19 protein-coding genes are annotated in these 23,078 nt (G+C 67.1%); 14 read left to right on the top strand and 5 right to left on the bottom strand.

Annotated elements, in window-relative coordinates:
- Nucleotides 1-108 precede the first annotated feature (108 nt).
- Nucleotides 109-1,020 (bottom strand): bifunctional methylenetetrahydrofolate dehydrogenase/methenyltetrahydrofolate cyclohydrolase, encoded by a 912-nt coding sequence (locus QI450_RS02785; protein ID WP_226774040.1) that lies wholly within the window; start codon nucleotides 1,018-1,020, stop codon nucleotides 109-111.
- Nucleotides 1,021-1,023: 3 nt separating this feature from the next.
- Nucleotides 1,024-2,322 carry a serine hydroxymethyltransferase gene (gene glyA / locus QI450_RS02780; RefSeq protein ID WP_282359090.1) on the bottom strand — a complete coding sequence of 433 codons (1,299 nt, stop codon included), beginning with the start codon at nucleotides 2,320-2,322 and terminating at the stop codon, nucleotides 1,024-1,026.
- Nucleotides 2,323-2,642: 320 nt separating this feature from the next.
- On the opposite strand from glyA, the gene purU reads away from it, so the two are divergent.
- The 3 genes from purU (at nucleotide 2,643) to QI450_RS02765 (ending at nucleotide 4,527) form a co-directional block, all read left to right on the top strand.
- The gene (gene purU, locus QI450_RS02775; RefSeq protein WP_226774041.1) at nucleotides 2,643-3,503 is read left to right on the top strand and encodes a formyltetrahydrofolate deformylase; all 861 of its coding nucleotides are present in this window, start codon (nucleotides 2,643-2,645) and stop codon (nucleotides 3,501-3,503) included.
- Between the two features lie 21 nt (nucleotides 3,504-3,524).
- On the top strand, nucleotides 3,525-3,917 hold the full coding sequence (locus QI450_RS02770; RefSeq protein ID WP_226774042.1) for a class I SAM-dependent methyltransferase: 393 nt from the start codon (nucleotides 3,525-3,527) through the stop codon (nucleotides 3,915-3,917).
- A gap of 91 nt (nucleotides 3,918-4,008) precedes the next feature.
- A complete protein-coding gene (locus QI450_RS02765; protein ID WP_226774043.1) occupies nucleotides 4,009-4,527 on the top strand; it encodes a gamma carbonic anhydrase family protein in 519 nt (172 codons plus the stop codon).
- 33 nt (nucleotides 4,528-4,560) lie between these two features.
- On the opposite strand, the gene QI450_RS02760 is transcribed toward QI450_RS02765, so the two are convergent.
- Together QI450_RS02760 and QI450_RS02755 are read right to left on the bottom strand one after the other, a co-directional pair.
- Entirely contained in the window at nucleotides 4,561-6,264 is a 1,704-nt protein-coding gene (locus QI450_RS02760; RefSeq protein ID WP_226774044.1) for an NAD(P)/FAD-dependent oxidoreductase, read from the bottom strand.
- Between the two features lie 13 nt (nucleotides 6,265-6,277).
- On the bottom strand, nucleotides 6,278-7,801 hold the full coding sequence (locus QI450_RS02755; RefSeq protein ID WP_226774045.1) for an amino acid permease: 1,524 nt from the start codon (nucleotides 7,799-7,801) through the stop codon (nucleotides 6,278-6,280).
- A 140-nt stretch (nucleotides 7,802-7,941) separates the two neighbouring features.
- On the opposite strand from QI450_RS02755, the gene QI450_RS02750 reads away from it, so the two are divergent.
- Nucleotides 7,942-9,615: a PucR family transcriptional regulator gene (locus QI450_RS02750; protein WP_226774046.1), complete on the top strand. Its 1,674-nt coding sequence runs from the start codon at nucleotides 7,942-7,944 to the stop codon at nucleotides 9,613-9,615.
- Nucleotides 9,616-9,628: 13 nt separating this feature from the next.
- Here the strand turns inward: QI450_RS02750 and QI450_RS02745 are convergent, their stop codons facing one another.
- Nucleotides 9,629-10,420, bottom strand: coding sequence for a nitrilase-related carbon-nitrogen hydrolase (locus QI450_RS02745; protein ID WP_226774047.1), 792 nt, complete (start codon nucleotides 10,418-10,420; stop codon nucleotides 9,629-9,631).
- Between the two features lie 252 nt (nucleotides 10,421-10,672).
- Here QI450_RS02745 and QI450_RS02740 point away from each other — a divergent pair, with 252 nt between their 5' ends.
- The 10 genes from QI450_RS02740 (at nucleotide 10,673) to QI450_RS02695 (ending at nucleotide 23,036) form a co-directional block, all read left to right on the top strand.
- Complete coding sequence (locus QI450_RS02740) at nucleotides 10,673-11,863, top strand: ROK family transcriptional regulator (protein WP_226774048.1); 1,191 nt, start codon at nucleotides 10,673-10,675, stop codon at nucleotides 11,861-11,863.
- 131 nt (nucleotides 11,864-11,994) lie between these two features.
- Entirely contained in the window at nucleotides 11,995-13,551 is a 1,557-nt protein-coding gene (gene mmsA / locus QI450_RS02735; protein ID WP_226774049.1) for a multiple monosaccharide ABC transporter ATP-binding protein, read from the top strand.
- A 45-nt stretch (nucleotides 13,552-13,596) separates the two neighbouring features.
- Nucleotides 13,597-14,865 carry a multiple monosaccharide ABC transporter permease gene (mmsB, locus tag QI450_RS02730; protein ID WP_226774050.1) on the top strand — a complete coding sequence of 423 codons (1,269 nt, stop codon included), beginning with the start codon at nucleotides 13,597-13,599 and terminating at the stop codon, nucleotides 14,863-14,865.
- A gap of 62 nt (nucleotides 14,866-14,927) precedes the next feature.
- Nucleotides 14,928-16,028, top strand: a complete 1,101-nt coding sequence (locus QI450_RS02725) for a sugar-binding protein (protein WP_226774051.1) — start codon at nucleotides 14,928-14,930, stop codon at nucleotides 16,026-16,028.
- 196 nt (nucleotides 16,029-16,224) lie between these two features.
- Nucleotides 16,225-17,640, top strand: a complete 1,416-nt coding sequence (locus QI450_RS02720; protein WP_282468093.1) for an FtsX-like permease family protein — start codon at nucleotides 16,225-16,227, stop codon at nucleotides 17,638-17,640.
- Nucleotides 17,641-17,642: 2 nt separating this feature from the next.
- Nucleotides 17,643-18,350: an ABC transporter ATP-binding protein gene (locus QI450_RS02715; RefSeq protein ID WP_226774054.1), complete on the top strand. Its 708-nt coding sequence runs from the start codon at nucleotides 17,643-17,645 to the stop codon at nucleotides 18,348-18,350.
- 84 nt (nucleotides 18,351-18,434) lie between these two features.
- Nucleotides 18,435-19,505, top strand: coding sequence for a Gfo/Idh/MocA family oxidoreductase (locus tag QI450_RS02710; protein ID WP_226774055.1), 1,071 nt, complete (start codon nucleotides 18,435-18,437; stop codon nucleotides 19,503-19,505).
- Between the two features lie 116 nt (nucleotides 19,506-19,621).
- Nucleotides 19,622-20,770, top strand: coding sequence for a hypothetical protein (locus QI450_RS02705; RefSeq protein ID WP_282468092.1), 1,149 nt, complete (start codon nucleotides 19,622-19,624; stop codon nucleotides 20,768-20,770).
- 440 nt (nucleotides 20,771-21,210) lie between these two features.
- On the top strand, nucleotides 21,211-22,476 hold the full coding sequence (locus tag QI450_RS02700) for a serine/threonine-protein kinase (RefSeq protein WP_226774831.1): 1,266 nt from the start codon (nucleotides 21,211-21,213) through the stop codon (nucleotides 22,474-22,476).
- Nucleotides 22,473-23,036, top strand: coding sequence for a mucin-associated surface protein (locus QI450_RS02695; protein WP_226774830.1), 564 nt, complete (start codon nucleotides 22,473-22,475; stop codon nucleotides 23,034-23,036). The genes QI450_RS02700 and QI450_RS02695 overlap by 4 nt, the downstream gene beginning before the upstream one ends.
- Nucleotides 23,037-23,078: the final 42 nt, after the last annotated feature.

The following is a 23,078-nucleotide window of genomic DNA, read 5'->3' as shown; positions in this document are numbered from 1 at the left end:
TGCCGAAACCCAACTGACTCGCAGTTCAGGCCGTTTTGAGCGCCCAAAACGGCCTGATCTGCGAGTCAGTTGGGTGGGATGCGGTTCAGTTGACGGCGTCCCCGAGGGTTAGCCGTGCAGCCGGCGTTCCGCGGTTTCCACCACGTTGGCCAGCAGCATGGCTCGGGTCATCGGGCCCACTCCCCCGGGGTTCGGGGACAGCCAAGCAGCGACGTCGGCAGCTGCGGGGTCCACGTCTCCGGTGACGACGGCCTTCCCGGAGCCGTCGTCGACGCGGCTCACGCCGACGTCGAGCACGATGGCGCCCGGCTTGAGGTCCGCCGCCTTGATCATGTGCGGCTGGCCAGCCGCGGCAATCACAACGTCGGCCCGGCGGAGTTCGGCGGGCAGGTCCACCGTGCCGGTGTGGGCCAGGATGACAGTGGCGTTGACGTCCTTCCGGGTGAGCAGCAGCCCCACCGGGCGGCCGATCGTGACGCCGCGGCCAACCACGAGCACGCGCTTGCCGTTGAGGCTGATGCCGTGCCGGGTGAGCAGCTCCACGCAACCCTTGGGCGTGCACGGCAGCGGGGACTTCATCGGCCCGCTGACGTTGGCCACGAGCCGGCCGAGGTTCATCGGGTGCAGGCCGTCGGCGTCCTTGTCCGGATCCATGGCCTCCAGGATGACGTCCTGGTCGATGTGCTTGGGCAGCGGGAGCTGGATGATGTAGCCGGTGCACTCCGGGTTTCCGTTGAGCTCCCGGACCACGGCCAGGAGCTCTTCCTGAGTGGTTTCCGCCGGCAGGTCACGCCGGATGGACGTGATGCCCACCTCGGCACAGTCCTTGTGCTTGCCGCCGACGTACCAGGTGCTGCCCGGGTCGGAGCCCACGAGGATGGTGCCCAGGCCCGGCACGATGCCCCGGGTCTTGAGCGCGGCCACGCGTTCGGTCAGTTCGGCCTTGATGATGGCGGCGGTGGCTTTGCCGTCCAGGATCTGCGCCCGTTCAGCCGTTTGTGCAGTCTCTGCAGAAGTCATGGCCTACCACTGCTCGTGCTGCGGGTACAGCGGGAAGTCGGCGGCGAGCTTGTCCACGCGGGACTGGAGCGCCTCGATGTCGGCGGCGGAGCCGGACTTCAGCGCGGTGGCGATGATCTCGGCGACCTCCGTGAACTCCTCGGCGCCGAAGCCGCGGGTGGCCAGGGCCGGGGTGCCGATGCGCAGGCCCGAGGTGACCATTGGCGGGCGGGGGTCGAACGGCACGGCGTTGCGGTTGACCGTGATGCCGACCGAGTGCAGGAGGTCCTCCGCCTGCTGGCCGTCGAGCTGGGAGTTCCGCAGGTCCACCAGGACCAGGTGCACGTCGGTGCCCCCGGTGAGGACGGAGACGCCGGCGTCGGACACATCGGCCTGGTTCAGGCGGTCGGCGATGATCCGGGCGCCTTCCAGGACGCGCTGCTGGCGCTCCTTGAATTCCTCCGTGCCGGCGATCTTGAACGCAACGGCCTTGGCGGCGATGACGTGCATAAGCGGTCCGCCCTGCTGGCCCGGGAAGACGTTGGAGTTGATTTTTTTGGCCCACTCCTTTTTGGCCAGGATTACGCCGGAGCGGGGGCCGGCGAGGGTCTTGTGCACGGTGGAGGTGACGACGTCGGAGTGCGGGACCGGGCTGGGGTGCAGGCCGGCGGCCACGAGGCCGGCGAAGTGCGCCATGTCGGTCCAGAGCAGCGCGCCGACCTCATCGGCGATCGAGCGGAAGGCCGCGAAGTCCAGCTGGCGCGGGTAAGCGGACCAGCCGGCGATGATGACCTGGGGTTTCTCCGCGATCGCCTGCTCGCGGAGTTTGTCCATGTCGATCCGGAAGCTCTCTTCCTCGACTTGGTAGGCGGCAACCTCGTAGAGCTTGCCGGAGAAGTTGAGTTTCATGCCGTGGGTCAGGTGGCCGCCGTGGGCCAGTGACAGGCCGAGGATCTTTTGCCCCGGGGTGATCATCGCGGAGAGCGCCGCGGCGTTGGCCTGGGCGCCGGAGTGCGGTTGGACGTTGGCGTATTCGGCGCCGAAAAGTTCCTTGACGCGGTCGATCGCGAGCTGCTCGGCGATATCGACGTATTCGCAGCCGCCGTAGTAGCGGCGCCCGGGATAGCCCTCGGCGTACTTGTTGGTCAGGACTGAGCCCTGGGCTTCCATCACAGCGCGCGGGGCGAAGTTCTCGGAGGCAATCATTTCCAGGGTGCCGCGCTGGCGGCCCAGCTCCTGGGCGAGGACTGCGGCGATTTCAGGGTCAAGTTCGGCAAGTGGCTGGTTGCTCACGGCGGACGACAGGCTAAGGGAGGTGGTCACGGGGAACTCCTGGCTAGGCAACGGGAACTGCTTAAAGGTCAGGTTACCGGCTGGTCCGCGACGGCGCCCCTTGATGACGGCCTCCGCGGACGGGGACGTAAAAAAGGTACCGGCACCCCCAAGCGGGTGCCGACGCGGGCCGGCAGCAAGGCGCTGCCAACCGGAAAACATAACCCTCGGCCCAGGCGTACGATCCGTGGTCTTCGTCAGTGCCGCTCCCTGGTGGTTAGCCACCCAACGCCAGTTGCGACGGTTCCAGAGTACCCCAGGGCCGCGGCCCGGGCCCAGCCCGCGAGCGAGCGCGGGTAGGCTTGACTTCCGTGACTGACGACCAGCTGACCACTTCGTATATCCTGACTCTCTCCTGCCCGGACCGCCCCGGAATCGTGCACGCCGTCGCAGGCGCCCTGCTCGTTGCGGGCTGCAATATTACCGACTCGCAGCAGTACGGCAGCCAAAGCACTGGCACGTTTTTTATGCGCGTCGAGGCCACGACGGCGGTCTCCCAGCCGGAACTTTACGCGGCGCTGGAGCCGGTTGCCCAGGCGTTCGAGATGCAGTGGAGACTCAATCCGGCCGGCCGCAAGATCCGCACCCTGCTGATGGCCAGTACCTCAGCACACTGCCTCAACGATCTGCTGTTCCTGCAGCGCTCCGGCACCCTGCCCATCGAGATCCCGGCCATCGTGTCCAACCACTGCGACCTCGCCGGCCTCGCAGAGTTCTACGGCATCCCCTTCCACCACATCCCCGTCACGCCCGAGACCAAGGTCCAGGCCGAGGATGAGCTCAGAACGCTGATGGCCCAGCACAACATCGAACTGACGGTCCTGGCCCGGTACATGCAGATCATCTCCGACGAACTGTGCCAGCAGCTGACCGGCAAGGCCATCAACATCCACCATTCCTTCCTGCCCTCCTTCAAGGGCGCCAAGCCCTACCACCAGGCGCACGCCCGCGGCGTGAAGCTCATCGGTGCCACCGCACACTACGTGACGGCAGCCCTGGACGAGGGCCCGATCATCGAACAGGAAGTCATCCGGGTGGACCACCGGGGTACCGCCGGGCAGTTTGTCCAGATGGGCCGGGACGTGGAGGGCCGCACCCTGGCCCAGGCGGTGCAGTGGCATGCCGAACACCGGGTCCTGTTGGATGGGAACCGGACGGTTGTTTTCAGCTGATCCCGGACATTGAATAGGGGTATGGTATTTTCCCCGCAGGACCCACTGACCGAGTTCCTGGCCCTGCTCAAGGCCGAAAGCCGCGACGGCGTGCTGGGCCTTGACTGCGGCCGGGGCGCGGACGGACTGCGTTTTGTCCAGTCCGGCATCCATTTCACCGGCGTGGACCGGTCCGAGGAGAACATCCATGCGGCCCGGGCCCACGGGCTGGAGGCTTCGGTCGCAGGGGCCCGCGCACTGCCCTTTGCCGACTCGGCGTTCCCGTCGGTGTGGGCGGTCGAGGCCCTGGCGGGCCTGCCCCCGGCGGAATGGGACGACGTCGTGAGCGAACTGGGCCGCGTGGCGGCACCCGGGGCGCCGATCGCCGTCGTACGCCCCGGCGAAGGCGTAACAGTCCTCCGCTCCCCCGCCTGACCCAACTGACTCGCAGCAGGGGTCGTTTTGGGCGCTCAAAACGACCCCTGCTGCGAGTCAGTTGGGGAGGTCCGTGTCCTAGGCTGGAGGCATGGCTCCCATTTACGCTTTCGCCGGGGACACCCCGGCTGTCCATAACTCCGTTTTCATCGCGCCGAGCGCCTCCGTGATCGGCAAAGCGACCCTCGCGGAAAACTCAAGCGCGTTTTATGGCGTATCCGTTCGGGCAGACACCGCCGCAATCAGCGTCGGCGCCGGCAGCAACCTGCAGGACAACGTGGTCCTGCACGCTGACCCGGGCTTCCCCTGCACCGTGGGCGCCCGGGTCAGCGTTGGGCACAGCGCCGTCGTCCATGGCTGCACGGTCGAGGACGACTGCCTGATCGGCATGAGCGCCACCATCCTCAACGGCGCCGTCATCGGGGCAGGGTCACTGGTCGCAGCCGGCGCTGTGGTGCTGGAAGGAACCATCATTCCGCCGCGTTCGCTGGTCGCCGGGGTGCCGGCAAAGGTCCGCCGCGAACTCAGCGACGAGGAGTTCGCCGGCGTCCAGCAGAACGCGGCACACTACCGGGAGCTGGCCCGGGCGCACCTCGAAATGCACGGCTAAGGACCCTCATCCAGACGGCTCGGTCCAGGGAGCTCAGTCCAGGGAGATCGGGCCCAATTCCGCCAGCAGATCGCCCGGACCCGGGTTGCCGGCGGCCGATGACCCGCCGAGGTGCCGGACGACTCCCCAGGCCGCGTTCAGCCCGGTGGTAACGGCGCCTTCGGCCCAGCCCGCAGTAAAGGACACGTCGTCCCCAGCCAGGAAGATGCCCCGCTGCTGCTCCGGGAGCTGGTCCTGCTTAAAGTGGCTGAACAGCCGCTGCTGGTAGCGGTAGTGCCCCGGCAGGTTGGCTTTGAAGGCCCCCATGAAGTTGGGGTCCGCTTCCCAGGAGACTGTGATGGGCTGGCCCACGATGTGGCTGGCAATGTCCACGCCCGGGTAGATCTGCGCGAGCGAGTGCAGCATCAGTTCCGTCCTCTGGTCCGCGTCCAGGGCCAGCCATTTGAGCGCGTCGTCATTCCAGGTGTAGGAGAGCAGGATCACCGCAGGCTTGTCCGGCCCGTTGTCCAGCAGGTAGGTGGCCCGGTTCAGCCGGTCCGTCAGCGTCATGGACATCACCTCGCGGCCGGTGGCGGGATCAATGTCCTTCCAGAACGGCCTGTCGACCATCACAAAGGTCTTGGACGACTGCATGTAGTGCGAGCGCTCGATTGCAGTCCACAATTCTGCCGGGAACAAGGTTTCCTCGGTGTGGATCCGCGTCGACAGCAGCCACGACTGGCACGTGCTGATAACAGCGGGATAGGCGGCCTCCCGGCCCCACCGTTCCCGGATCCGGAAATCACTGCTGCCGTCCCGGGCGATCCTGTCCACGGCGCCCCTGGGGGCGCCGGCGTGCAGCGATGCCAGTGACGTCCCGTCGGGCCAGTGCACCATGCCCGACGGCGTATGCTCCCAGAGCGCGTCCGGGAGCCGTTGCGCTCCGCCGGCAATAAGCCGGTGCGCGTCGTCGGCATCGGTGTACACCACACGCAGGATCTCCAGGATGGAGTTGGGGAAGTCCGTGTCCCAGCCGCCGGTGCCGAAGCCCACCTGGCCGAAGGCCTCGCGGTGCGCGAAGCCGGCCTTCTTGAACGATTCGCTGCCGGCGATGAATCCGTAAAAGGTCTGTTCGTCCAGCAGCGGCAGCAGCGCGTTCCACAGTTCCTTGATCCGGGCGGTGTCCCGGGCGCGGATGGCGTCCTGCATCTCGCTGAACTTGGCGCCGTCGTTGACGGCAGCTTTCCAGGCATCGGCGACTTCGCGGAAGAACGGCGGCAGGTCCGCAGGCGTGCTGGCGTAGTACTTTTGGCCCGCCAGCTCAATGACGGTGCTGGAGGTAACAGCGGCCAGCGGATTCGGGAACTCCTGGGTTTCCAGCCCGAGCATCTCCACATAGTGGTAGAAAGCCTTCCCCGAGACGGGAAAGCGCATCCCGCCCAGATCGGCCACGACGCCGGCGGCCGAGGGGAAGGTGGCCGTCCGCAGCCGCCCGCCGATCCTGTCCGCCTCGTAGATGACGGGCCGGAGGCCCAGTTTCATCAGCTCGTAGGCCGCCACCAGCCCGGAAAGGCCGGCGCCCACTACTGCCACTTCGGTCCCGTACAGCTCTTCCGGGATGGCGCCCAGTCCGTCCGGATGGGCCAGGTAATGGTCGTAGCTGAACGGGAAGTCAGGGTTCAGCATGGTGATGGGAGCCTGGACTCCGGAGTCCGGAGTTGTGGTTCCAGGAGCGGGCAGTTCTGTGGCGGTTGTCATAGGTGGCTGGCTTTCATCGGTTCGGGACGGAAGTGGTGTCGGCGGGGGCTGCGCCGGATAGTTCACGGTATTCCTCGGAGCTGAGTGCCGCCACCCGGGAGTTCCTGCGGCTGTAGCCGAAGTAGACGGCGAGCCCCACCAGCATCCAGAGCCCGAAGACTACCCAGGTCTCGGCGCCAAGGTTGAGCATCAGGTAGCCGCACATCGCGGCGCCCAGCAGGGGCGTTAGCGGAAACAGGGGAACGCGGAAACTCCTTTTGAGTTCCGGCCGGCTGCGCCGCAGGTAGATGACGGCGACGTTGACCAGGGCGAAAGCGAAAAGCGTGCCGATGCTGGTGGCGTCCGCCAGGGCGCCGAGCGGGACGAGGCCTGCCGTGAGGGCGACGACGACGCCGACAATCAGGGTCCCGGCGACCGGGGTGCCGGTTCGGGGCGAGACACGGCCGAAGATCCTGGGGACCATACCGTCCCTTGCCATCGCGAGCAGGATGCGGGTCTGACCGTAGAGGACCGTCAGCACGATGCTGGCGATGGCCAGCACGGCCCCGACGGCGAATACCAGCCCAACCCAGGGCTGGCCGGTGGTCTCCTCCAGGATTTTCACGAGGGCGGCTTCGGTGCCATCGAACCAGCCCCAGGGACGTGCGCCGATCGCTGCGACGGCGACGAGCACGTAGATGGTTGTAACAATCAGCATCGAGAGCAGGATGGCCCTGGGCAGATCGCGTTTGGGATTGCGGGCTTCCTCGCCGGCCGTGGAGGCCGCGTCGAAGCCGATGTAGGAGAAGAAGACCCGGGAGGCTGCAGCCGAGACGCCGGCAGCGCCCATCGGCATCAGCGGCTCGAAGTGTGCGCCGTTGAATGCCGTGAAGGCCACGGCGCAGAAGAAGACCAGGATGCCCACCTTGATCAGGACAATGGACGTGTTGATCCCGGCGCTTTCCTTGGCGCCCCGGACCAGCAGCGCCATGGCGAGGACCACGATCAGGATCGCCGGCGCGTTCAGCACTCCGCCGTCGCCGGGAGGCTGCGAAAGAGCGTCCGGCAGGGCCAGGCCAAAGACGGCGAGGGCTTCGTTGACGTACTGGCCGGCACCGACTGCGACGGCGGCCACGGAAACAGCGTATTCGAGCACCAGGCACCAGCCACAGATCCAGGCCATGCCTTCGCCCATGGTCGCGTAGGTGTACGAATAGCTCGATCCCGCCGCGGGGACCATCCCGGCCATCTCGGCATAGGAGACGGCGGAGAGCAGCGCGGCGAGGCCGGCGATGGCGAAGGAGATCCAGATGGCCGGGCCGGCCAGCGGGACGGATTCGCCCAGGATCACCAGGATGCCGGTTCCGAGGGTGGCGCCAACGCTGATCATCGTCAGTTGCAGCACACCGAAGCTGCGGACCAGCCGCGTGCCGCCGTGGCCGGTTTCCGCTTCGCTGACGAGCTGTCCGATCGGCTTGCGGCGGAGCAGCTGCGCCGCAAGCCGGGGCCGGCCTGTTGTGGCCGGCGGCCGTTCTCCCATAAGGGTTGGCACAGTCATCGTCGACGTCCGTTCTGCAGTAGTGGTAATTTCCCCGGCTCCAGCGTAAGCGTGTGAGCCAGCTCTCACGGATGTGCAAAATGACCTAGAGTATTCATTCATGAGACTTTATGCACTACCGTTCCAGATTCGGGGCGCCGATGGCAACCGTGGCTGCTGACGGCTCCGAGCGCTTGGGTTTTGTCACCCTGGACCGGTTCCTGCAGCAGCTGCCGCCGGAGCTGGAAGTCCTTTACGACGGCGGCAACGGCTCGGAACGGCTTCGCTGGGTGGAGCCGAGCGAGCTGGCGGACCCCACCCCGTATCTGCTCGATGGCGAGTTCCTGCTCACCGCCGGCCTTCCGTTCCTGGGCGGGGGCGGACAGGAGGATTTCGCGGACGCCTACGTGCAGCGGCTGGTTGCCGCCCGCGTCTGCGCGCTGGGCTTTGGCCTGGAACCCTATTTCGACACCGTCCCGGAAGCCGTTGTCCTGGCCTGCCGGCGGCACAACCTGACCCTTGTGGCCGTGCCGAAGACTGTTCCCTTCGCCGCGGTCGGACTGGAGTTCTCGCAGCTGCTGGAATCGGACAACGCCACCACGTTCCGGCAGCTCGCGGACACAAACAGGCAGCTGATGCGAGCGGTGCTTTCGGCGCGGCCGGAACATGAACTCCTGGCCGCGCTGGTGCAGCAGGTGCCCGTGTGGGCGGCGCTTGTGGGGTCCGACGGCCGGCTGCGCGCCCGCGGATCCGCCCGAGCGCCGGGAGCGGGCACCACACCGGCCGCGGACATGGCAACGCTGCAGCCGCTGCTGGCGCGGCTGCTGGCCGGCAGCGGCCCGCGGGTGGAGCTGGACTCATTCGGCACGGCCGGGTCTGAGCTGGTCTTCGGCTATCCCCTGCGCAGCACCCGGGACGCCAATCTGGGCGCGCTGGTGCTGGGCACCGGCGCACCGCTGACGCCGGCCCAGAACAGCGTCGTCTCCACCGCCGTCGGGCTCCTGGAACTGCTGGTACGACAGCGCACCAGCGGTTCGCTGGCCCCGAGCCAGCTCGCGACGGCGCTGCTGCTGCACCCGGAAAGCCTGGCGACGGCAGGCACCCGCCAGCTCAACGGGCTCAAGGACCTCCTGGCGCAGAGCATTTCCTCCACCCGGTCCGGCCAGCTGCGTGTGGTTCTTGGCGTCCGGCCTGCCCCCGCGGCCCCGGACGGCCCGGCCGGCAGGGCCGGTCGTGCCGGCGACAGTCCCGTCCGGGAGCTGCTGGAGTGGCGCAGGATGTTCGATACAAAGCTCGTGGAGATCACCGACGACGGTTTTGCCGCCATTACCAGGCTGAAGGTCGACGACGGCGTGCTGGCCGGTGTGGAGCGGCTCGGCTGGCGCCTTGTGGTCGGGAGCGCGACCGAACTGTCCGGACTGTCAAACGCTTTCCGTCAGGCCTCGTCCCTGCGCGGCCGCGTCGAGGCCACCGGAACCAGCGTCCGGGTCGATGAGGTGACGTGGTCGGTGGAAGGGCTGCTCGGCAAGGAGGCGGGGACCCTCCTGGCCACCCGGCTGCTGGCCCCCGTACTGGCGCTGGAACCGGAGCGCCGGGACAACCTGATTGGGATCCTCCGCGCGTGGCTTGGCGCGAACGGCAGCTGGGATGCCACCGCGAAGTCGACGGGCCTGCACCGCAACAGCGTCCGGCGGCAGATCGGCATCCTCGCCGAGCTCCTGGACCTCGACCTCAACGCCGCCCAAGCCCGGGCGGAGCTCTGGTTTGCCTTGCAGTACGTTCACGATCCCGCCGGCATGATGGCGGCTGACTCCCCCGATCCTGGCGTCACCTAGCGCCCGGTCCGGGTCAGCTGCCCCAGGAGCGGTAGGTCTGCGGGCGGCGGTCACCGAGATAGTCGACGCTGTGCCCGGCCCTGCCCGGCGCGGGCAGTTCCGCGAACAGCAACTGGGCCGCGGTTCCGGCCGACGCCAGCAGCGAGCCATCCGGTGCCGCAATAACACTGCCGCCCAGGAAGTCGCAGCCGTCCTCGGTTCCGGAGTGGTTGGCGTAGGCCACCGTCACGTGGTTTTCCAGTGCCCGCGCCCTGACCAGCAGCTGCGGCACCGACTCGAACCCGGCAGCGAGGGCCGTCGGCACCAGCAGCAGTTCAGCGCCGGCGGCGGCGGCTGCGCGGACGGCCTCCGGAAATTCAACGTCGTAGCAAATCACCATCGAGATCTTCAAGCCGCGGAAATCCACCACCCGGGGACGTGCCCGGGCCGGGACAAATGCCTGGTTCTCCGCCGGGCCGAAGAGGTGCACCTTGGCGTAACTCAGGAGCTCCTCGCCGTTCTCATCGACGAGGGTGGAGGTAATCTGCCATTCCCCTGCCGCCGTGACCGCGGGAAGACTGAAAACCAGCGCAATGCTGTGGTTGCGGGCGATCCCTGCGAGGGCGTTCCGGATGGCCGGCAGCGCAGCAGGGTCGAACTCCGCCCGCAGCCGGAGGGGCGCATACCCCACCGGGAAAAGCTCGGGCGTAAGCAGCAGCCCGGCGCCGGCCGCAGCAGCCGCGCCGGCAGCCGCATCCACCGCAGCGCAATTCGCTTCTACGTCCAGCACGGCAGCATTCGCCTGCATCAGGGCCAGTAGCACCATTACCACCTCAGCGTCCGGGGCCCGCCCTCTGCGGCGGACTCTCGCATTCCCAGCGTAGCGACGCGGCGCCCCTGCCGCCCTGGTGCATTTCGGCCCGGAGGGTGCAGCAGTGGGGCGGAATGCCCCCTCCCTCGCCCCCGGCCCAGGGCACCGGCACTGCGCGGGGCCGGTGGTCAGCCGTTCGCCCCGGCCTCCAAGCTGCCATGCGTTAACTTCTTGACTACAAGATGCAAATACGGCACGCTTCATTTTATGCCACCACCAACTCGCTCAACGAGGAGCCGAACCAAAAACCCGGGATCACAATCCGCGCTCCGGCATTTGAACCAGCAGCGGATCATTGAATGCCTGCTCGCCGGCCCCTCCACCCAGGCCGAACTCGCGCGGCAAACCGGCCTGTCGACGGCCACGGTTTCAAATATTGTCAAGATCATGCAGGACGCCGGACTGGCCTCCACCGAACCGATCACCAGCTCGGGCCGGCGGGCCCTGAACGTCCGGCTCAACAGCAACGGCGCCGTCGCCGTTGGCATCGACTTCGGCCGCCGGCACCTGCGGGTGGTCCTGGCGTCCCTGAGCTACCACGTCATCGCCGAGGAATCGGTACTGCTGCCCTTGGGGCACCACGCCGAGGAGGGCATCAAAGCCGCCGTCGGACTCCTGGATCGGCTCCTGGCGGACAGCGGCGTGGAACGCAGCGCGGTGGTTGGCGCCGGCGTCGGCATCCCCGGCCCCATTGACCGCCGGACGGGGACTGTGGTGCAGGGTGCGATCCTGCCCGAATGGGTGGGGATCAACATCCTGCAGCGCCTCGAGGAAGCCTTGGATCTCCCGGTTTTTGTGGACAACGACGCCAACCTGGGAGCCTTGTCGGAAGTCACCTGGGGTCCGCACACGGGCATCAACAACCTGATGTTCCTCAAGATCGGCTCCGGCATCGGCGCGGGGCTGATCCTGAACGGGATGCCCTACTACGGCAACGTGGGAATCACCGGTGAAATCGGCCATGCGACCATCCATGAGCACGGGCTGGTCTGCCGCTGCGGGAACCGCGGCTGCCTGGAAACCATCGCCTCCACCACCACCATGATCGAGCTCCTGGGCCGCGGCGAGGACAAGCCGTTAACCCCGGAGGACATTGTCCGCAAGGCCCTCGCCCGGGACTCCGCGACCCTGCGGGTGGTGGACGACGCCGGCCTCGCCGCCGGCCGCGCCCTGGGCAACGTGGCCAATCTGATCAATCCCGAAGTGATCGTGGTGGGAGGCCCGCTGGCGGAACTCGGGGAACTGCTGCTGGACCCGATCCGCCGGGGCCTGGTCCGGCACGCGGTACCCGTGGTCGGCGAGACAACTGTCCTGACAATGTCCTCCCTGGGTGGCCGCGCGGAAGCCCTCGGTGCCACCGCGCTGGTCTTCCAGCACGCCGGAATCCGGCGGAATTGAGATTTTTGTTATCGGGCTGTTGCGTTAAAGACTTGACGACAACGCCTGTGATCCAGTTTACTTTTTCATCAGACGGCCCTGCGGTTTGCAGGGGCGGACAACGAAGTCATGCATTGGAGGCGTAAGGGCAGATGACGTCCCTCAACACGCACAGCGATCCGATAATCCTCGAGATGCGCTCCATCACCAAAGAGTTCCCCGGCGTTAAAGCATTGGCCGAGGTGACCCTGCTGGTGAAGGCGGGAGAAATCCACGCGATCTGCGGTGAAAACGGCGCCGGCAAGTCCACCCTGATGAAAGTACTCTCCGGCGTCTATCCGCACGGCACGTACACCGGGGACATCGTCTACCAGAGCGAAGTCCAGGAATTCAAGGACATCCGGGCCAGCGAGCAGGCCGGCATTGTGATCATCCACCAGGAACTCGCGCTGATCCCGGAGCTTTCCATCATGGAAAACATCTTCCTGGGCAACGAACCCACCAGGCGCGGGGTCATCAACTGGGATGAGGCCCGCAGCCGCTCCATCGAACTCCTGGCCCGGGTCGGCCTGCGCGAGGATCCGGACACACCGGTCAAGGAAATCGGCGTCGGCAAGCAGCAGCTCGTGGAAATCGCGAAGGCGCTCAACAAAAAAGTCAAGCTCCTCATCCTGGACGAGCCCACCGCGGCGCTGAACGAATCCGACTCCCAGCACCTGCTGGACCTGATCCTCGGCCTCAAGGGCCGCGGCATTACCTCGATCATCATTTCGCACAAGCTCAACGAGATCGAGCAGATCGCGGATTCCATTACGATCATCCGCGACGGCAAGTCGATCGAAACGCTGGACGTCAAGGCCGACGGCGTCGATGAAGACCGCATCATCAAGGGCATGGTGGGCCGGACCCTGGAATCCAGGTTCCCGGACCACGAGCCCAAGATCGGCCAGACCTTCTTCGAGGTGAAGAACTGGAATGTGGGGCACCCGCAGATCCAGGACCGACTCGTCTGCAAGAACTCCAACTTTTTTGTCCGCCGCGGTGAAATCGTTGGCTTCGCCGGTTTGATGGGTGCCGGCCGCACCGAACTGGCACGGTCCCTCTTCGGCCGCTCCTACGGTCGTTTTATCTCCGGCCAGGTGTACAAGGACGGCAAGGAACTGCACCTCAAGAACGTCAAGCAGGCCATCGACGCCGGTCTTGGCTACGTCACCGAGGACCGCAAGTCCCTGGGCCTGAACTTGCTCGATGACATCAAGGCCACCACGGTCTCCGCCGCACTTAAGAAGGTCAGCAAGCACAACATCGTCGATGCCGACCGGGAATTCAGCGTCGCCGAGCAGTACCGCAAGTCGCTGCGCACCAAGGCGCCCTCCGTGGAAGAAGGCGTCGCCAAGCTTTCCGGCGGCAACCAGCAAAAGGTTGTCCTGGCGAAGTGGATGTTTACCGACCCGGACCTGCTGATCCTGGACGAGCCCACCCGCGGGATCGACGTCGGTGCCAAGTACGAGATCTACGGCATCATTCAGCAGCTGGCCAACCAGGGGAAGGGCGTCATCGTCATCTCCTCGGAACTTCCCGAACTCCTGGGACTCTCCGACCGCATCTACACGATCTTTGAGGGCGCCATCACCGGTGTGCTCGACAAGGACGAAGCCAGCCAGGAAAGCCTCATGAAACTCATGACTTCCGCCCGCAAGACCGCCTGACACTCTGGACCATCCAGAACATTCCGGACCACAAGGACTGACACAATGAACGCGCTCAAGAAGCTCTTTGGCGGCAATACCCGCCAATTCGGCATGATCTTCGCCCTGGTTGCACTGATCGTCTTCTTCCAAATTTTCACCGAGGGACGCACGCTCACCCCGGGCAACGTCATCAACCTCTTCAACGGCAACTCCTACATCCTGATCCTCGCCATCGGGATGGTGCTGGTGATTATCGCCGGCCACATCGACCTCTCGGTGGGCTCGGTCGCGGCATTCGTGGGCGTCAGCGTGGCCCTCATGATCCGTGACTGGGGCATCCCCTGGTACCTCGGCGTCCTCTTCGGACTGCTGCTCGGTGCCCTGATCGGGGCCTGGCAGGGCTTCTGGACGGCCTACGTCGGGATCCCGGCCTTCATCGTCACGCTGGCCGGTATGCTGCTGTTCCGCGGCTTCAACCAGTTCGTCGGCAAGTCCAACACCATCCCGGTCCCCGCCGATTTCCAGTACATCGGTTCCGGTTACCTGCCCGAGTTCGGGCCCAACACCGGCTACAACAACCTGACCCTGCTGCTGGGACTTGCCGGTGTGGCCTTCGTGATCATCAGCGAGATCCGCTCCCGCCGCAAGGCCAAGGCCCTGGGCGCCGAGGTGCCCGAATCCTGGGTGACCGTCACCAAACTGGTCCTGATCTGCGGCGCCATCCTGTACGCCACGTACCTCTTCGCGACCGGCCGGCCCGGCACCTCGTTCCCGATCCCGGGGCTGATCCTGGCCGTCCTGGTCCTGATCTACGGATTCATCTCCGCCAAGACCATCATCGGCCGCCACGTCTACGCCGTGGGCGGCAACCGCCATGCGGCCGAGCTCTCCGGGGTGCAGTCCAAGAAGGTCAACTTCCTGGTGATGATGAACATGTCCGTCCTGGCCGGACTCGCCGGCATGATCTTCGTTGGCCGCTCCACCGCCTCCGGCCCGTTCGACGGCGTCGGCTGGGAACTTGACGCCATCGCGGCCGTCTTCATCGGCGGCGCGGCCGTCACCGGCGGCGTCGGCACCGTGATCGGCTCGATCGTCGGCGGCCTGGTGATGGCGGTGCTGAACAACGGCCTGCAGCTGCTCGGTGTCGGCGCGGACCTCACCCAGATCATCAAGGGCCTCGTGCTCCTGATCGCCGTCGCCTTCGACGTCTACAACAAGACGCAGGGCAAAAAGTCGCTCATTGGCATGATGATGAAAAACTTCGGCCGCAACAACGAGATCAAACCTGACGAGACCACCTCCACCAAAGAGGTCATCGCCAAGGGCGCCTAGTTCTCCCCTGATCCGTTCCACCACGATTCTCCGCACCCCATCTAAAGAAAGAGAACCAAGCAATGCAACTGATTGGTAAAGCAGGAAAGGCAGCGGCCATCGCCGCTATCGCAGCACTGGCGCTGACGGCCTGCGGCCGCACGGATACCGCCACTACCGGCGGTACCTCCGGGGCAGCGGGCGGATTCCCGCAGGAATCCTCGATCGGCGTCGCGCTCCCGCAGAAGACGTCCGAGAACTGGGTGCTGGCCGAGAAGCTGTTCAACGACGGCCTCAACGGCGCCGGCTTCAAGGCAGATGTGCAGTTCGCCAACGGCGGCGTGTCCGAGCAGCAGAACCAGATCAGCGCCATGGTCACCAAGGGTGCCAAGGTCATCATCGTCGGCGCCATCGACGGTGCGCAGCTGGGAACCCAGCTCAAGCAGGCCAAGGACGCCGGCGCTACGATCATCGCGTATGACCGGCTGCTGCTGAACACCGAGAACGTGGACTACTACGTGGCCTACGACAACTTCAAGGTCGGCGTACTTCAGGGCCAGGCCCTGCTGGACGGGATGAAGGCCAAGAAGCCTGAAGGCCCGTACAACGTCGAACTGTTCGCCGGTTCCCCGGATGATGCCAATGCGAAGGTCTTCTTCGACGGCGCCATGAGCGTGCTGAAGCCGAAAATCGACGACGGCACCCTCAAGGTCCTTTCCGGCCAGACCTCGTTCGAACAGGCCGTAACCCAGGGCTGGAAGGCCGAGAACGCCCAGAAGCGGGCCGACACCCTGCTGACCGGCAGCTACGGCTCGGCAACCCTGGATGGTGTGCTGTCCCCCAACGACACGCTGGCCCGCGCAGTCCTGACCTCGGTCAAGGCCGCCGGCAAGCCGCTCCCGGTCATCACCGGCCAGGACTCGGAAGTTGAATCCGTCAAGTCCATCCTTGCCGGCGAGCAGTACTCCACCATCAACAAGGACACCCGCAAGCTCGTTGAGCACGCAATCACCATGGTCAAGGATCTCCAGGCCGGCAAGAAGCCTGAGATCAATGACGACAAGTCCTACAACAACACTGTCAAGGTAGTTCCCGCGTTCCTGCTGGAGCCGGTGATCGTGACCAAGGAAAACGTCAAGACTGCTTACACCGACGATCCGGTACTCGGGCCGCTGACGAAGTAGTTCATTCGTTGATCCAGCATTGAGCCCCGGCTCCGCCTGACGGCGGGTCGGGGCTTTTTGCTGCCCTCGTGCCGGCGGCCGGAGGCCGGTTTCACAGCAGATCCATAGCTCCGGCGGGTGACCTGCACAGCAGCGAGTACCAGTGTGGTCTCATCCGCCGGCTGCTCGGGCCGGCCTGAGTTTTCCTAGGAGTCACGTGAGCGTCCTTGCCCGGAGTATCGGCAACGCCTTCAGAAACAAGGTCCGAACGGCCGCCGTCGTGGCCGTCCTGGCTGTTGCCATCGGCCTCGCCCTGGCCATGTTGGTGGCCAACCAAGCTGTTGCAGGAAAGGTCGCAGAGCTCAACGCCTCGGTAGGCACCGTGCTGACAGTCAACCCAGCCGGCGGCCAGGGCTTCGAAGGCGGCGGTGAGCCGCTCACCGCTGAGCAAGCCACGTCCGCGGCCGCAGTGGCCAATGTAAGCACCGTCGTGGGCACCAAGGCACTCCGTTTGCGCAACGCCGAGGCGGCCGCCGCCCAGGGCGGGACGGGCGGCCCGGGCGGGCAAGGCGGCCCAGGCGGCCAGTCCGCCACGACCGTGACCACAAGCCTTAAGGCAGCCATCGACGCCGGGACCCTCGGCGCCCGCAACCAGGCCGCAACGGGCAGCTCCGGCAGCAGTCCAGCAACGGCACCGGCGTTCTCCGTGCCCGTCACCGCCACCGGCATCGGCGCCGAAGTCGATACCGGCGGCAAGGCCCTTGCACTGACCGGCGGCACGGGCCTCGGCGATTATACGGCCGCCTCCACCGGCGCCCTCCTGGGAGCCACCCTGGCCGAGAAGAACGGCCTCACGGTCGGTTCCGCATTCACCATCAACAACCAGACGTTCACCGTGACTGGCCTGTTCGATGCCGGCACGGCCTTTGGCAACAACGCCCTCTACCTCACTCTCCCCACCGCCCAGAACCTCGCGGAACTTCCCGGCGAACTCTCCACCATGATCGTCACCGTCAACTCCCTGGAGAACGTCGACGCCGCCAAGACAGCGCTGCAGGCTGCGCTCGGCACCGATAAGGCGGATGTCAGCCAGGGCCAGCGCAACCTCGAAACCGCTGTCAGCTCACTGGGCAGCGTCAAGAACATCTCCCTCATCGCCTTCGTGGCGGCCCTGGCCACGGCCGGGCTGATCATCCTGCTGATCATGGTGATGCTGGTCCGCGAGCGCCGCCGGGAAATCGGTGTCCTGAAGGCCATTGGCGCACTGAACCGCACCATCGGCCTGCAGTTTGTGCTGGAGGCACTCGTTCTTGTGGCCCTGGGCAGTGTGGTGGGCGCCGCCGTCGCGTCCTTCGCCAGCGGCGGCATCGCCAGCGCACTGATCAGTTCCAACAGCACCGCCGCGGCCACCCCCGTCCCGCGCGCCGGGGCCCGCGGATTCCCCGGCGGATTCCCCGGCGGCGACCCCGTCGGCGGGGCCAGCCAATTGCTGACCTCCGTCACCGCGAGCGCCTCCCCCGGCGTTATTGCCGCGGGCATTGCCGCAGTCTTTGGTGTCGCCATCGTCGGAGCGCTGGTCCCGGCCCTGCTTACGGCCCGCATCCGCCCCATCGAAGTCCTCCGAGGAGAATAGCCATGATCGAAGTCAAGAACCTGGTCCGGACGTTCAATTCCGGCGACCGCACAATCAAACCCGTCAACGATGTCAGCTTCTCGCTGGAGCAGGGCACCTTGGCCTCAATCGTCGGCAAGAGCGGCAGCGGCAAGAGCACCTTGTTGTCCCTGCTTGGCGCCCTCGACAAACCAACGAGCGGCGACGTGCTGGTCAATGGCGTGAGCCTGGCCGACATGCCGGACAGCAGGCTCACCGAGTACCGGCGTCGGGACATCGGCTTTGTGTTCCAACAGTTCAACCTGATCCCCAACCTTTCCGCGGCGGACAACGTGATGTTGCCAATGGAGTTTGCCGGGGCGCGCAGGGCTGCGCGCCTGGAGCGGGCCCGGGCGTTGCTAGAGCAGGTGCAGCTGGATCCGGACAAGCACGGGCGGCGCATTAACCGGCTCTCCGGCGGGGAGCAACAACGGGTGGCCATCGCCCGGGCACTTGCCAACTCCCCCGCGCTGATCCTCGCGGATGAACCAACGGGCAACCTGGACGAACAGACCGGCGAACACATCATCGAGCTCCTCAGCTCGCTCAGCCGGGACCATAACACCACCATCCTGGTGGTCACGCATGACCGCTCGCTGGCCAACAAGACCGACCGGCGGTTCCGGCTCCAGCAGGGCCGGCTGACGGAGGAGGCGGCCCGCAGCCGGCTCAGCGCCGCGACTCCCGCCTAACGTCAGGGCACGGCCCCGGACGCTGTCCAGGGCACGGGCCGGCGCAGTCCCGCACACCGCCGGCCCGGGTGAGAGGATGGCACCATGACCGCCCACATCGCCACGCCCTGGCTGTTCAGCCAGCCGGACTCCGATCCCCGCACCGCCACCGGTGCCCGGCTGCGCTGGGGGGTCATCGCCACGGGAGGCATCGCCGCGGCGGTGACCCGCGACCTGGAACTCTTGGCCGATGCCGAGCTCTACGCAGTCAGCTCGCGCAGCCAGCCGGGCGCCGATGCGTTCGCAGCCGATTTCGGCTTCGCCCGGGCCTACGGAGACGGTGACGGGCGCAGCGGCTATGAGCGGCTGCTCGCCGACGACGCGGTCGACGTCGTCTACGTTGCCACCCCGCACGCCCACCATCACCGCATCGCGCTGGCAGCCCTCAACGCGGGCAAGCACGTCCTGTGCGAAAAGGCGCTCACCGTCAATGCACGCGAGGCCGCCGAGCTTGTGTCCGTGGCCCGGGTCAAGGGCCTGTTCCTGATGGAGGCCATGTGGAGCCGCTTCCTGCCGGGCATGCAGCGGGCTTTCGAGATCGCGGCGTCCGGCGAGCTCGGCGACGTCAAGTGGGTAGCGGCGGATCTGGGATTCCCGGCACCGTATTCGCCCACCTCGCGCCTCTGGGCTCCGAACGACGGCGGCGGCGCGCTGCTTGACCTCACCGTTTACCCGCTGCTCTGGGCCCTGGGCACCCTGGGTTTCCCGGCGACCGTCAGCGCCACGGGCTGGCTGAACGAGGACGGCGTGGACGCCCAGAATGCGCTGACCCTTGGCTACCGGCACGGCGCCCAGGCGCAGCTGACCTCGTCCCTGCTGGCGTACGGCCCGCGGACCGCCACGGTGGCCGGCAGCAAGGGATTCCTGCAGTCCATCGGCTCGATCAACAACCCGAAGGAGCTGCTCGTTCGGGTTGGCTTTGACGACCCCCGCATCGAGTCCTTCGACGTCGTTGGGCGCGGCTATAGCTATGAACTGCGCGAGGTGACGCGCTGCATCCAGCAGGGCCTCGCGGAGAGTCCCGTGATGCCCCTGGAGGACTCCCTCAACACCATGCGGCTCTTCGACGGGGTGCGCTCCCAGCTGGGGGTAAGCTACCCGAACGATGCCCGCTGACGGCGTTCCCGCCGCACCGGCCTGCATCGATTTTACGCCGGGCTCTGGACTAGCACCCCGAGTGCGGGCTTATCCTAGAGGCAACCATCGGGATTTCGCGGGAGTGGGGTGCAGGCATGGACTCAACATCAGCGCCGTTCCGCACGCGCCGCCCGCTCCGGCGGATGATCTTGGGAAGCCTCGCCGGCGTCGCCTGGCTGGCTGTCTCCGCGTCGGTTGCCACCGCAGACGACTCGGCCGCCTCCGCTCCGGCCTCGGCTGCAACGATCGTGGACGTTGCAGTTGTCCCCTTTTCTCCCGACCTCGCCGCCTACCTTCCTGCCCCCGCCGCGGCAGCTTCGGATGTGGTGGCAGGCGCCGTGACGGACACCGCAGCAGCCGCGGACGTACCGTGGACGACGGTCCCGGCGGCGGACCCTACAGTGGTACCGTCCCCGGTCGTCGAAGCGCCGCCGCTCCCGGTCACCGTGCCGGATCCGACGCTCCCGGTTCCCGACCCGACCCTCCTGGTGACCGTCCCCGTCCCGACGCTCCCGGTTCCCGACCCGACCCTCCCGGTCGCCGTCCCGGTTCCCGACCCGACCGTCACCGTCCCCGACCCGACCGTCCCGGCCACCGTCCCGGTCCCCGACCCGGTCACCGTCCCCGACCTGCCCCTCCCGGTCGCCGTCCTCGCAGCGGGTCCTGTGCCGAACGACCCTTCGGTCGCCGGTCCCGAATCGACGCAGCCGGCCGCAACATCCACCGTCCCAACGGCACCGTCGGCGGCGACGGACCGGACTCCTGGTGACCCGACGCTTCCCGGTCCGGTGCCGCCGGCTTCGGACCCGGCATCCGTGGCACTCGACGTAGCCCTGGCCGCGCGGGGTCCTGCCCCGTCGGCCGTTCCCGCCGCGTTCTATTCCGGCGCCAGCTACCCACCGGCTCTGGATACCGCAATGCGGCCGAGAGCGGACGGACAGAAACCAGACTCGGTTCCCGCATCGGGCTCCGGCCCGGGCGCAAAGGCACCCCACTCCCCTGCGGGCCAAGCACCCCACGCCCCTTTTCACAACGAGAAGAATCTGCCGACACCCACTGCCCTGCCCGCCGCGCCGGGTTCGGGCTCCGGCAACACCATCTCCTCCGGCGGGCCCTCAAGTGGCGCCGCTTGGCTTCCCAGCCTGTACTTGATCATTCCCACGGCCGCCGCTGAACCGATCCGCGGCCCGCTCCAGCACGCACACCCGGCCGCCGCTGCGGACCCGGGTTCATCTCCCGACTAATCGGCCGTCCCCGACCTCCACTGAGCACGGCCAACCGGGCGCTTGTGAGCGCCCGCCAACAGTCATTCAGGAGATCCCCAATGGACGCCATGGTCCGCTGCCGTCATTGCGGCACCCACCCTTCCGCCGCCCCCGCGCTGACACCGGCAGAGCCCAACCCCGAAGCGAACCCGCCTGCAGGACCGCCGACGCGCCGCAGACCGTCACCCCGGCCGGCGGGACGGCATCCGCCGTAGGACGCTAACGCCTACCGAACAGGCCTTCGTGGGGCCGGGCGACGTCGTTGGGTCCGCTGGGGGACTCACCGGCAATCGCGTTCCGGCAACGTTTGGCCCCGGATGGCAGCCGTCGGTCCGCGGCCGCCATCCGGGGGGCCGTGCCGTCCCGGTATCATTCTTGGAAGGCGCCGCTTTGGCGCACGGGAACGGACGGGGACCAGTGTGACGAGTTCGCCCAATTACGACACGGCAACACTCGTCGGTGGTCGCTACCTGCTGGCCGAGATGATCGGCCGGGGCGGCATGGCTTCGGTCTATTCCGCCAAGGATACGAACCTGGGCCGGGACGTGGCCCTCAAACTCTTTGCACCGAAGTCCACGGATCCGGAAGACATCCGGCGCCAGGAGGCGGAGGTTCAGTTGCTGGCAACTCTGAACCATCCGGGCCTGGTGACCCTCTTCGACTCCGGTGTCGACACCCGGGTTCCCGGGGAACCCCGGCCGTTCCTGACCATGGAGCTGGTGGACGGGCAGGACCTCCGCGCCCGGATCCGGCACAGCCCGCTGCCGCTCGATGAGATAGCGGTCATCGGGGCCGGCCTGTCAGACGCCCTGGCCTACGTGCATTCACTCGGGATCATCCACCGGGACATTAAGCCGGCCAACATTATGCTGGTCCCGCTCCGGCCCGGGGAGCCGCTGCGACCAAAACTCACGGATTTTGGGATCGCCCGCATTATGGACGGAACCCGGCTGACCGCCACCGGCACGATGGTGGGCACCGCCGCCTACCTGAGCCCGGAACAGGCCCGGGGCGCGGACCTCGGCCCTGCCAGTGACATCTATTCGTTCGGGCTGGTGCTGCTCGAAGCGATCAAAGGCGACGTCGAGTATCCGGGCAACGCCGTGGAATCCGCCGTCGCGAGGCTGCACCGGGCCCCGGCCATCCCCGATTCGGTGCCGGCCGAGTGGGCCGGGCTCATCCGGGCCATGACGGCGCTGGATCAGCAGAGCCGGCCGACGGCCGCCGAACTTGAGGTGGTGTTGCGTCACGCCCTGATTTCGCCCCGGTCCCTCCCGGGACTCCTTGTTGAAGAACGCACCCGGGTACTTCCGGCACCGCCGGCCCGGCCGCCACGGCCGGCCTCCCCCGGTCACGACGCAGGCCAGGGCAGGCCTGCCGCGTCGAACAACCTTGGCGGCCCCGCCACCGGCACCCGGTCCCTGCACCGGCTCGACCCGGACGCCGTGTCCTTGCCGCCGTCGAAAACCGGCTCCCGGCCAGCCCGATCCGCGGCTCGCTTCGGGCGGGCCCGGCGCAGCACCCGGATGCTGCTCTTCCTTATACCCCTGGCGTTGGCGGCCGGGATCCTCGCCGTCGGCGTAGCGCTCTCGGCACCGGCACCACCCGCCGTCGTTCCCTATCCGGCCGTGACCGGGGACCTCGGCCAGCACCTGCAGGAACTCCAGGACAAGGTGGAACCATGAAGCCGACCATCCAGCCGGCCCGGGGAAACCGTCCCTGCCGCCCCAGCCCGTCCGCCGCCGGCCGGCTCCTCGGCAAGGTGGTCCTCGCCATCGCGTTGCTCTGCGGCACAGTTTCCGGCTGCGCCGCGGCCCCGGAGCTAAACGGCGATGCCGCCCGGGAACTGCAATCGCAGGTCCTTACCGTGACCGAAGCAGCCGCCGCCAACGATCCGGCAGCGGCCCTGCGGCACCTGGACGGCCTCGTCCAGAAACTGGACGAGGCGGCCGGCCGCGGCGAGGTGTCCTTCCAACGCCACCAGAGCATCCGGAAGTCCATCGATACCGTCCGCACGGACCTCAACGCCCAGCAGGCGGCCGCCGAAACGGCGCGGGTCGCCGCCGAACAGGAAGCGGCGGCCCAAGCCCAAGCTGCCGCCCAGGCCGCAGCGGCCGCCGCCCAAGCCGCCGCCCAGGCCCAAGCCGCCGCCTCAGCTCCTGCGCCGGCGGTCGCACCTGCAGCGCCGGCGGAACCGCCGGCCGACACCGGCAAGGCCAAGGGAAAGGGCAAGGGCAAGGACTGAGGCAGTCCACTGGACCGTCAGCTCCGCCCGGACGACGGCGGG

This window comes from Arthrobacter sp. EM1 (genome assembly GCF_029964055.1).
In the GTDB taxonomy this organism is placed as follows: Bacteria; Actinomycetota; Actinomycetes; order Actinomycetales; family Micrococcaceae; genus Arthrobacter.
The sequence above is the reverse complement of the archived record's forward strand: the minus strand, read 5'-3'. Positions and strand labels throughout refer to the sequence as shown.

Excerpts from the sequence above, each read along its gene's own strand:
- QI450_RS02765 (WP_226774043.1), top strand. The coding sequence starts at position 4,009 with ATGGCTCCCATTTACGCTTTCGCCGGGGACACCCCGGCTGTCCATAAC.
- QI450_RS02770 (WP_226774042.1), top strand. The coding sequence starts at position 3,525 with ATGGTATTTTCCCCGCAGGACCCACTGACCGAGTTCCTGGCCCTGCTC.
- QI450_RS02760 (WP_226774044.1), bottom strand. The coding sequence starts at position 6,264 with ATGACAACCGCCACAGAACTGCCCGCTCCTGGAACCACAACTCCGGAC.
- QI450_RS02755 (WP_226774045.1), bottom strand. The coding sequence starts at position 7,801 with ATGACTGTGCCAACCCTTATGGGAGAACGGCCGCCGGCCACAACAGGC.
- QI450_RS02785 (WP_226774040.1), bottom strand. The coding sequence starts at position 1,020 with ATGACTTCTGCAGAGACTGCACAAACGGCTGAACGGGCGCAGATCCTG.
- QI450_RS02710 (WP_226774055.1), top strand. The coding sequence starts at position 18,435 with ATGACCGCCCACATCGCCACGCCCTGGCTGTTCAGCCAGCCGGACTCC.
- QI450_RS02715 (WP_226774054.1), top strand. The coding sequence starts at position 17,643 with ATGATCGAAGTCAAGAACCTGGTCCGGACGTTCAATTCCGGCGACCGC.
- QI450_RS02740 (WP_226774048.1), top strand. The coding sequence starts at position 10,673 with ATGCCACCACCAACTCGCTCAACGAGGAGCCGAACCAAAAACCCGGGA.
- QI450_RS02750 (WP_226774046.1), top strand. The coding sequence starts at position 7,942 with ATGGCAACCGTGGCTGCTGACGGCTCCGAGCGCTTGGGTTTTGTCACC.
- QI450_RS02705 (WP_282468092.1), top strand. The coding sequence starts at position 19,622 with ATGGACTCAACATCAGCGCCGTTCCGCACGCGCCGCCCGCTCCGGCGG.
- mmsA (WP_226774049.1), top strand. The coding sequence starts at position 11,995 with ATGACGTCCCTCAACACGCACAGCGATCCGATAATCCTCGAGATGCGC.
- QI450_RS02725 (WP_226774051.1), top strand. The coding sequence starts at position 14,928 with ATGCAACTGATTGGTAAAGCAGGAAAGGCAGCGGCCATCGCCGCTATC.
- mmsB (WP_226774050.1), top strand. The coding sequence starts at position 13,597 with ATGAACGCGCTCAAGAAGCTCTTTGGCGGCAATACCCGCCAATTCGGC.
- QI450_RS02745 (WP_226774047.1), bottom strand. The coding sequence starts at position 10,420 with ATGGTGCTACTGGCCCTGATGCAGGCGAATGCTGCCGTGCTGGACGTA.
- QI450_RS02695 (WP_226774830.1), top strand. The coding sequence starts at position 22,473 with ATGAAGCCGACCATCCAGCCGGCCCGGGGAAACCGTCCCTGCCGCCCC.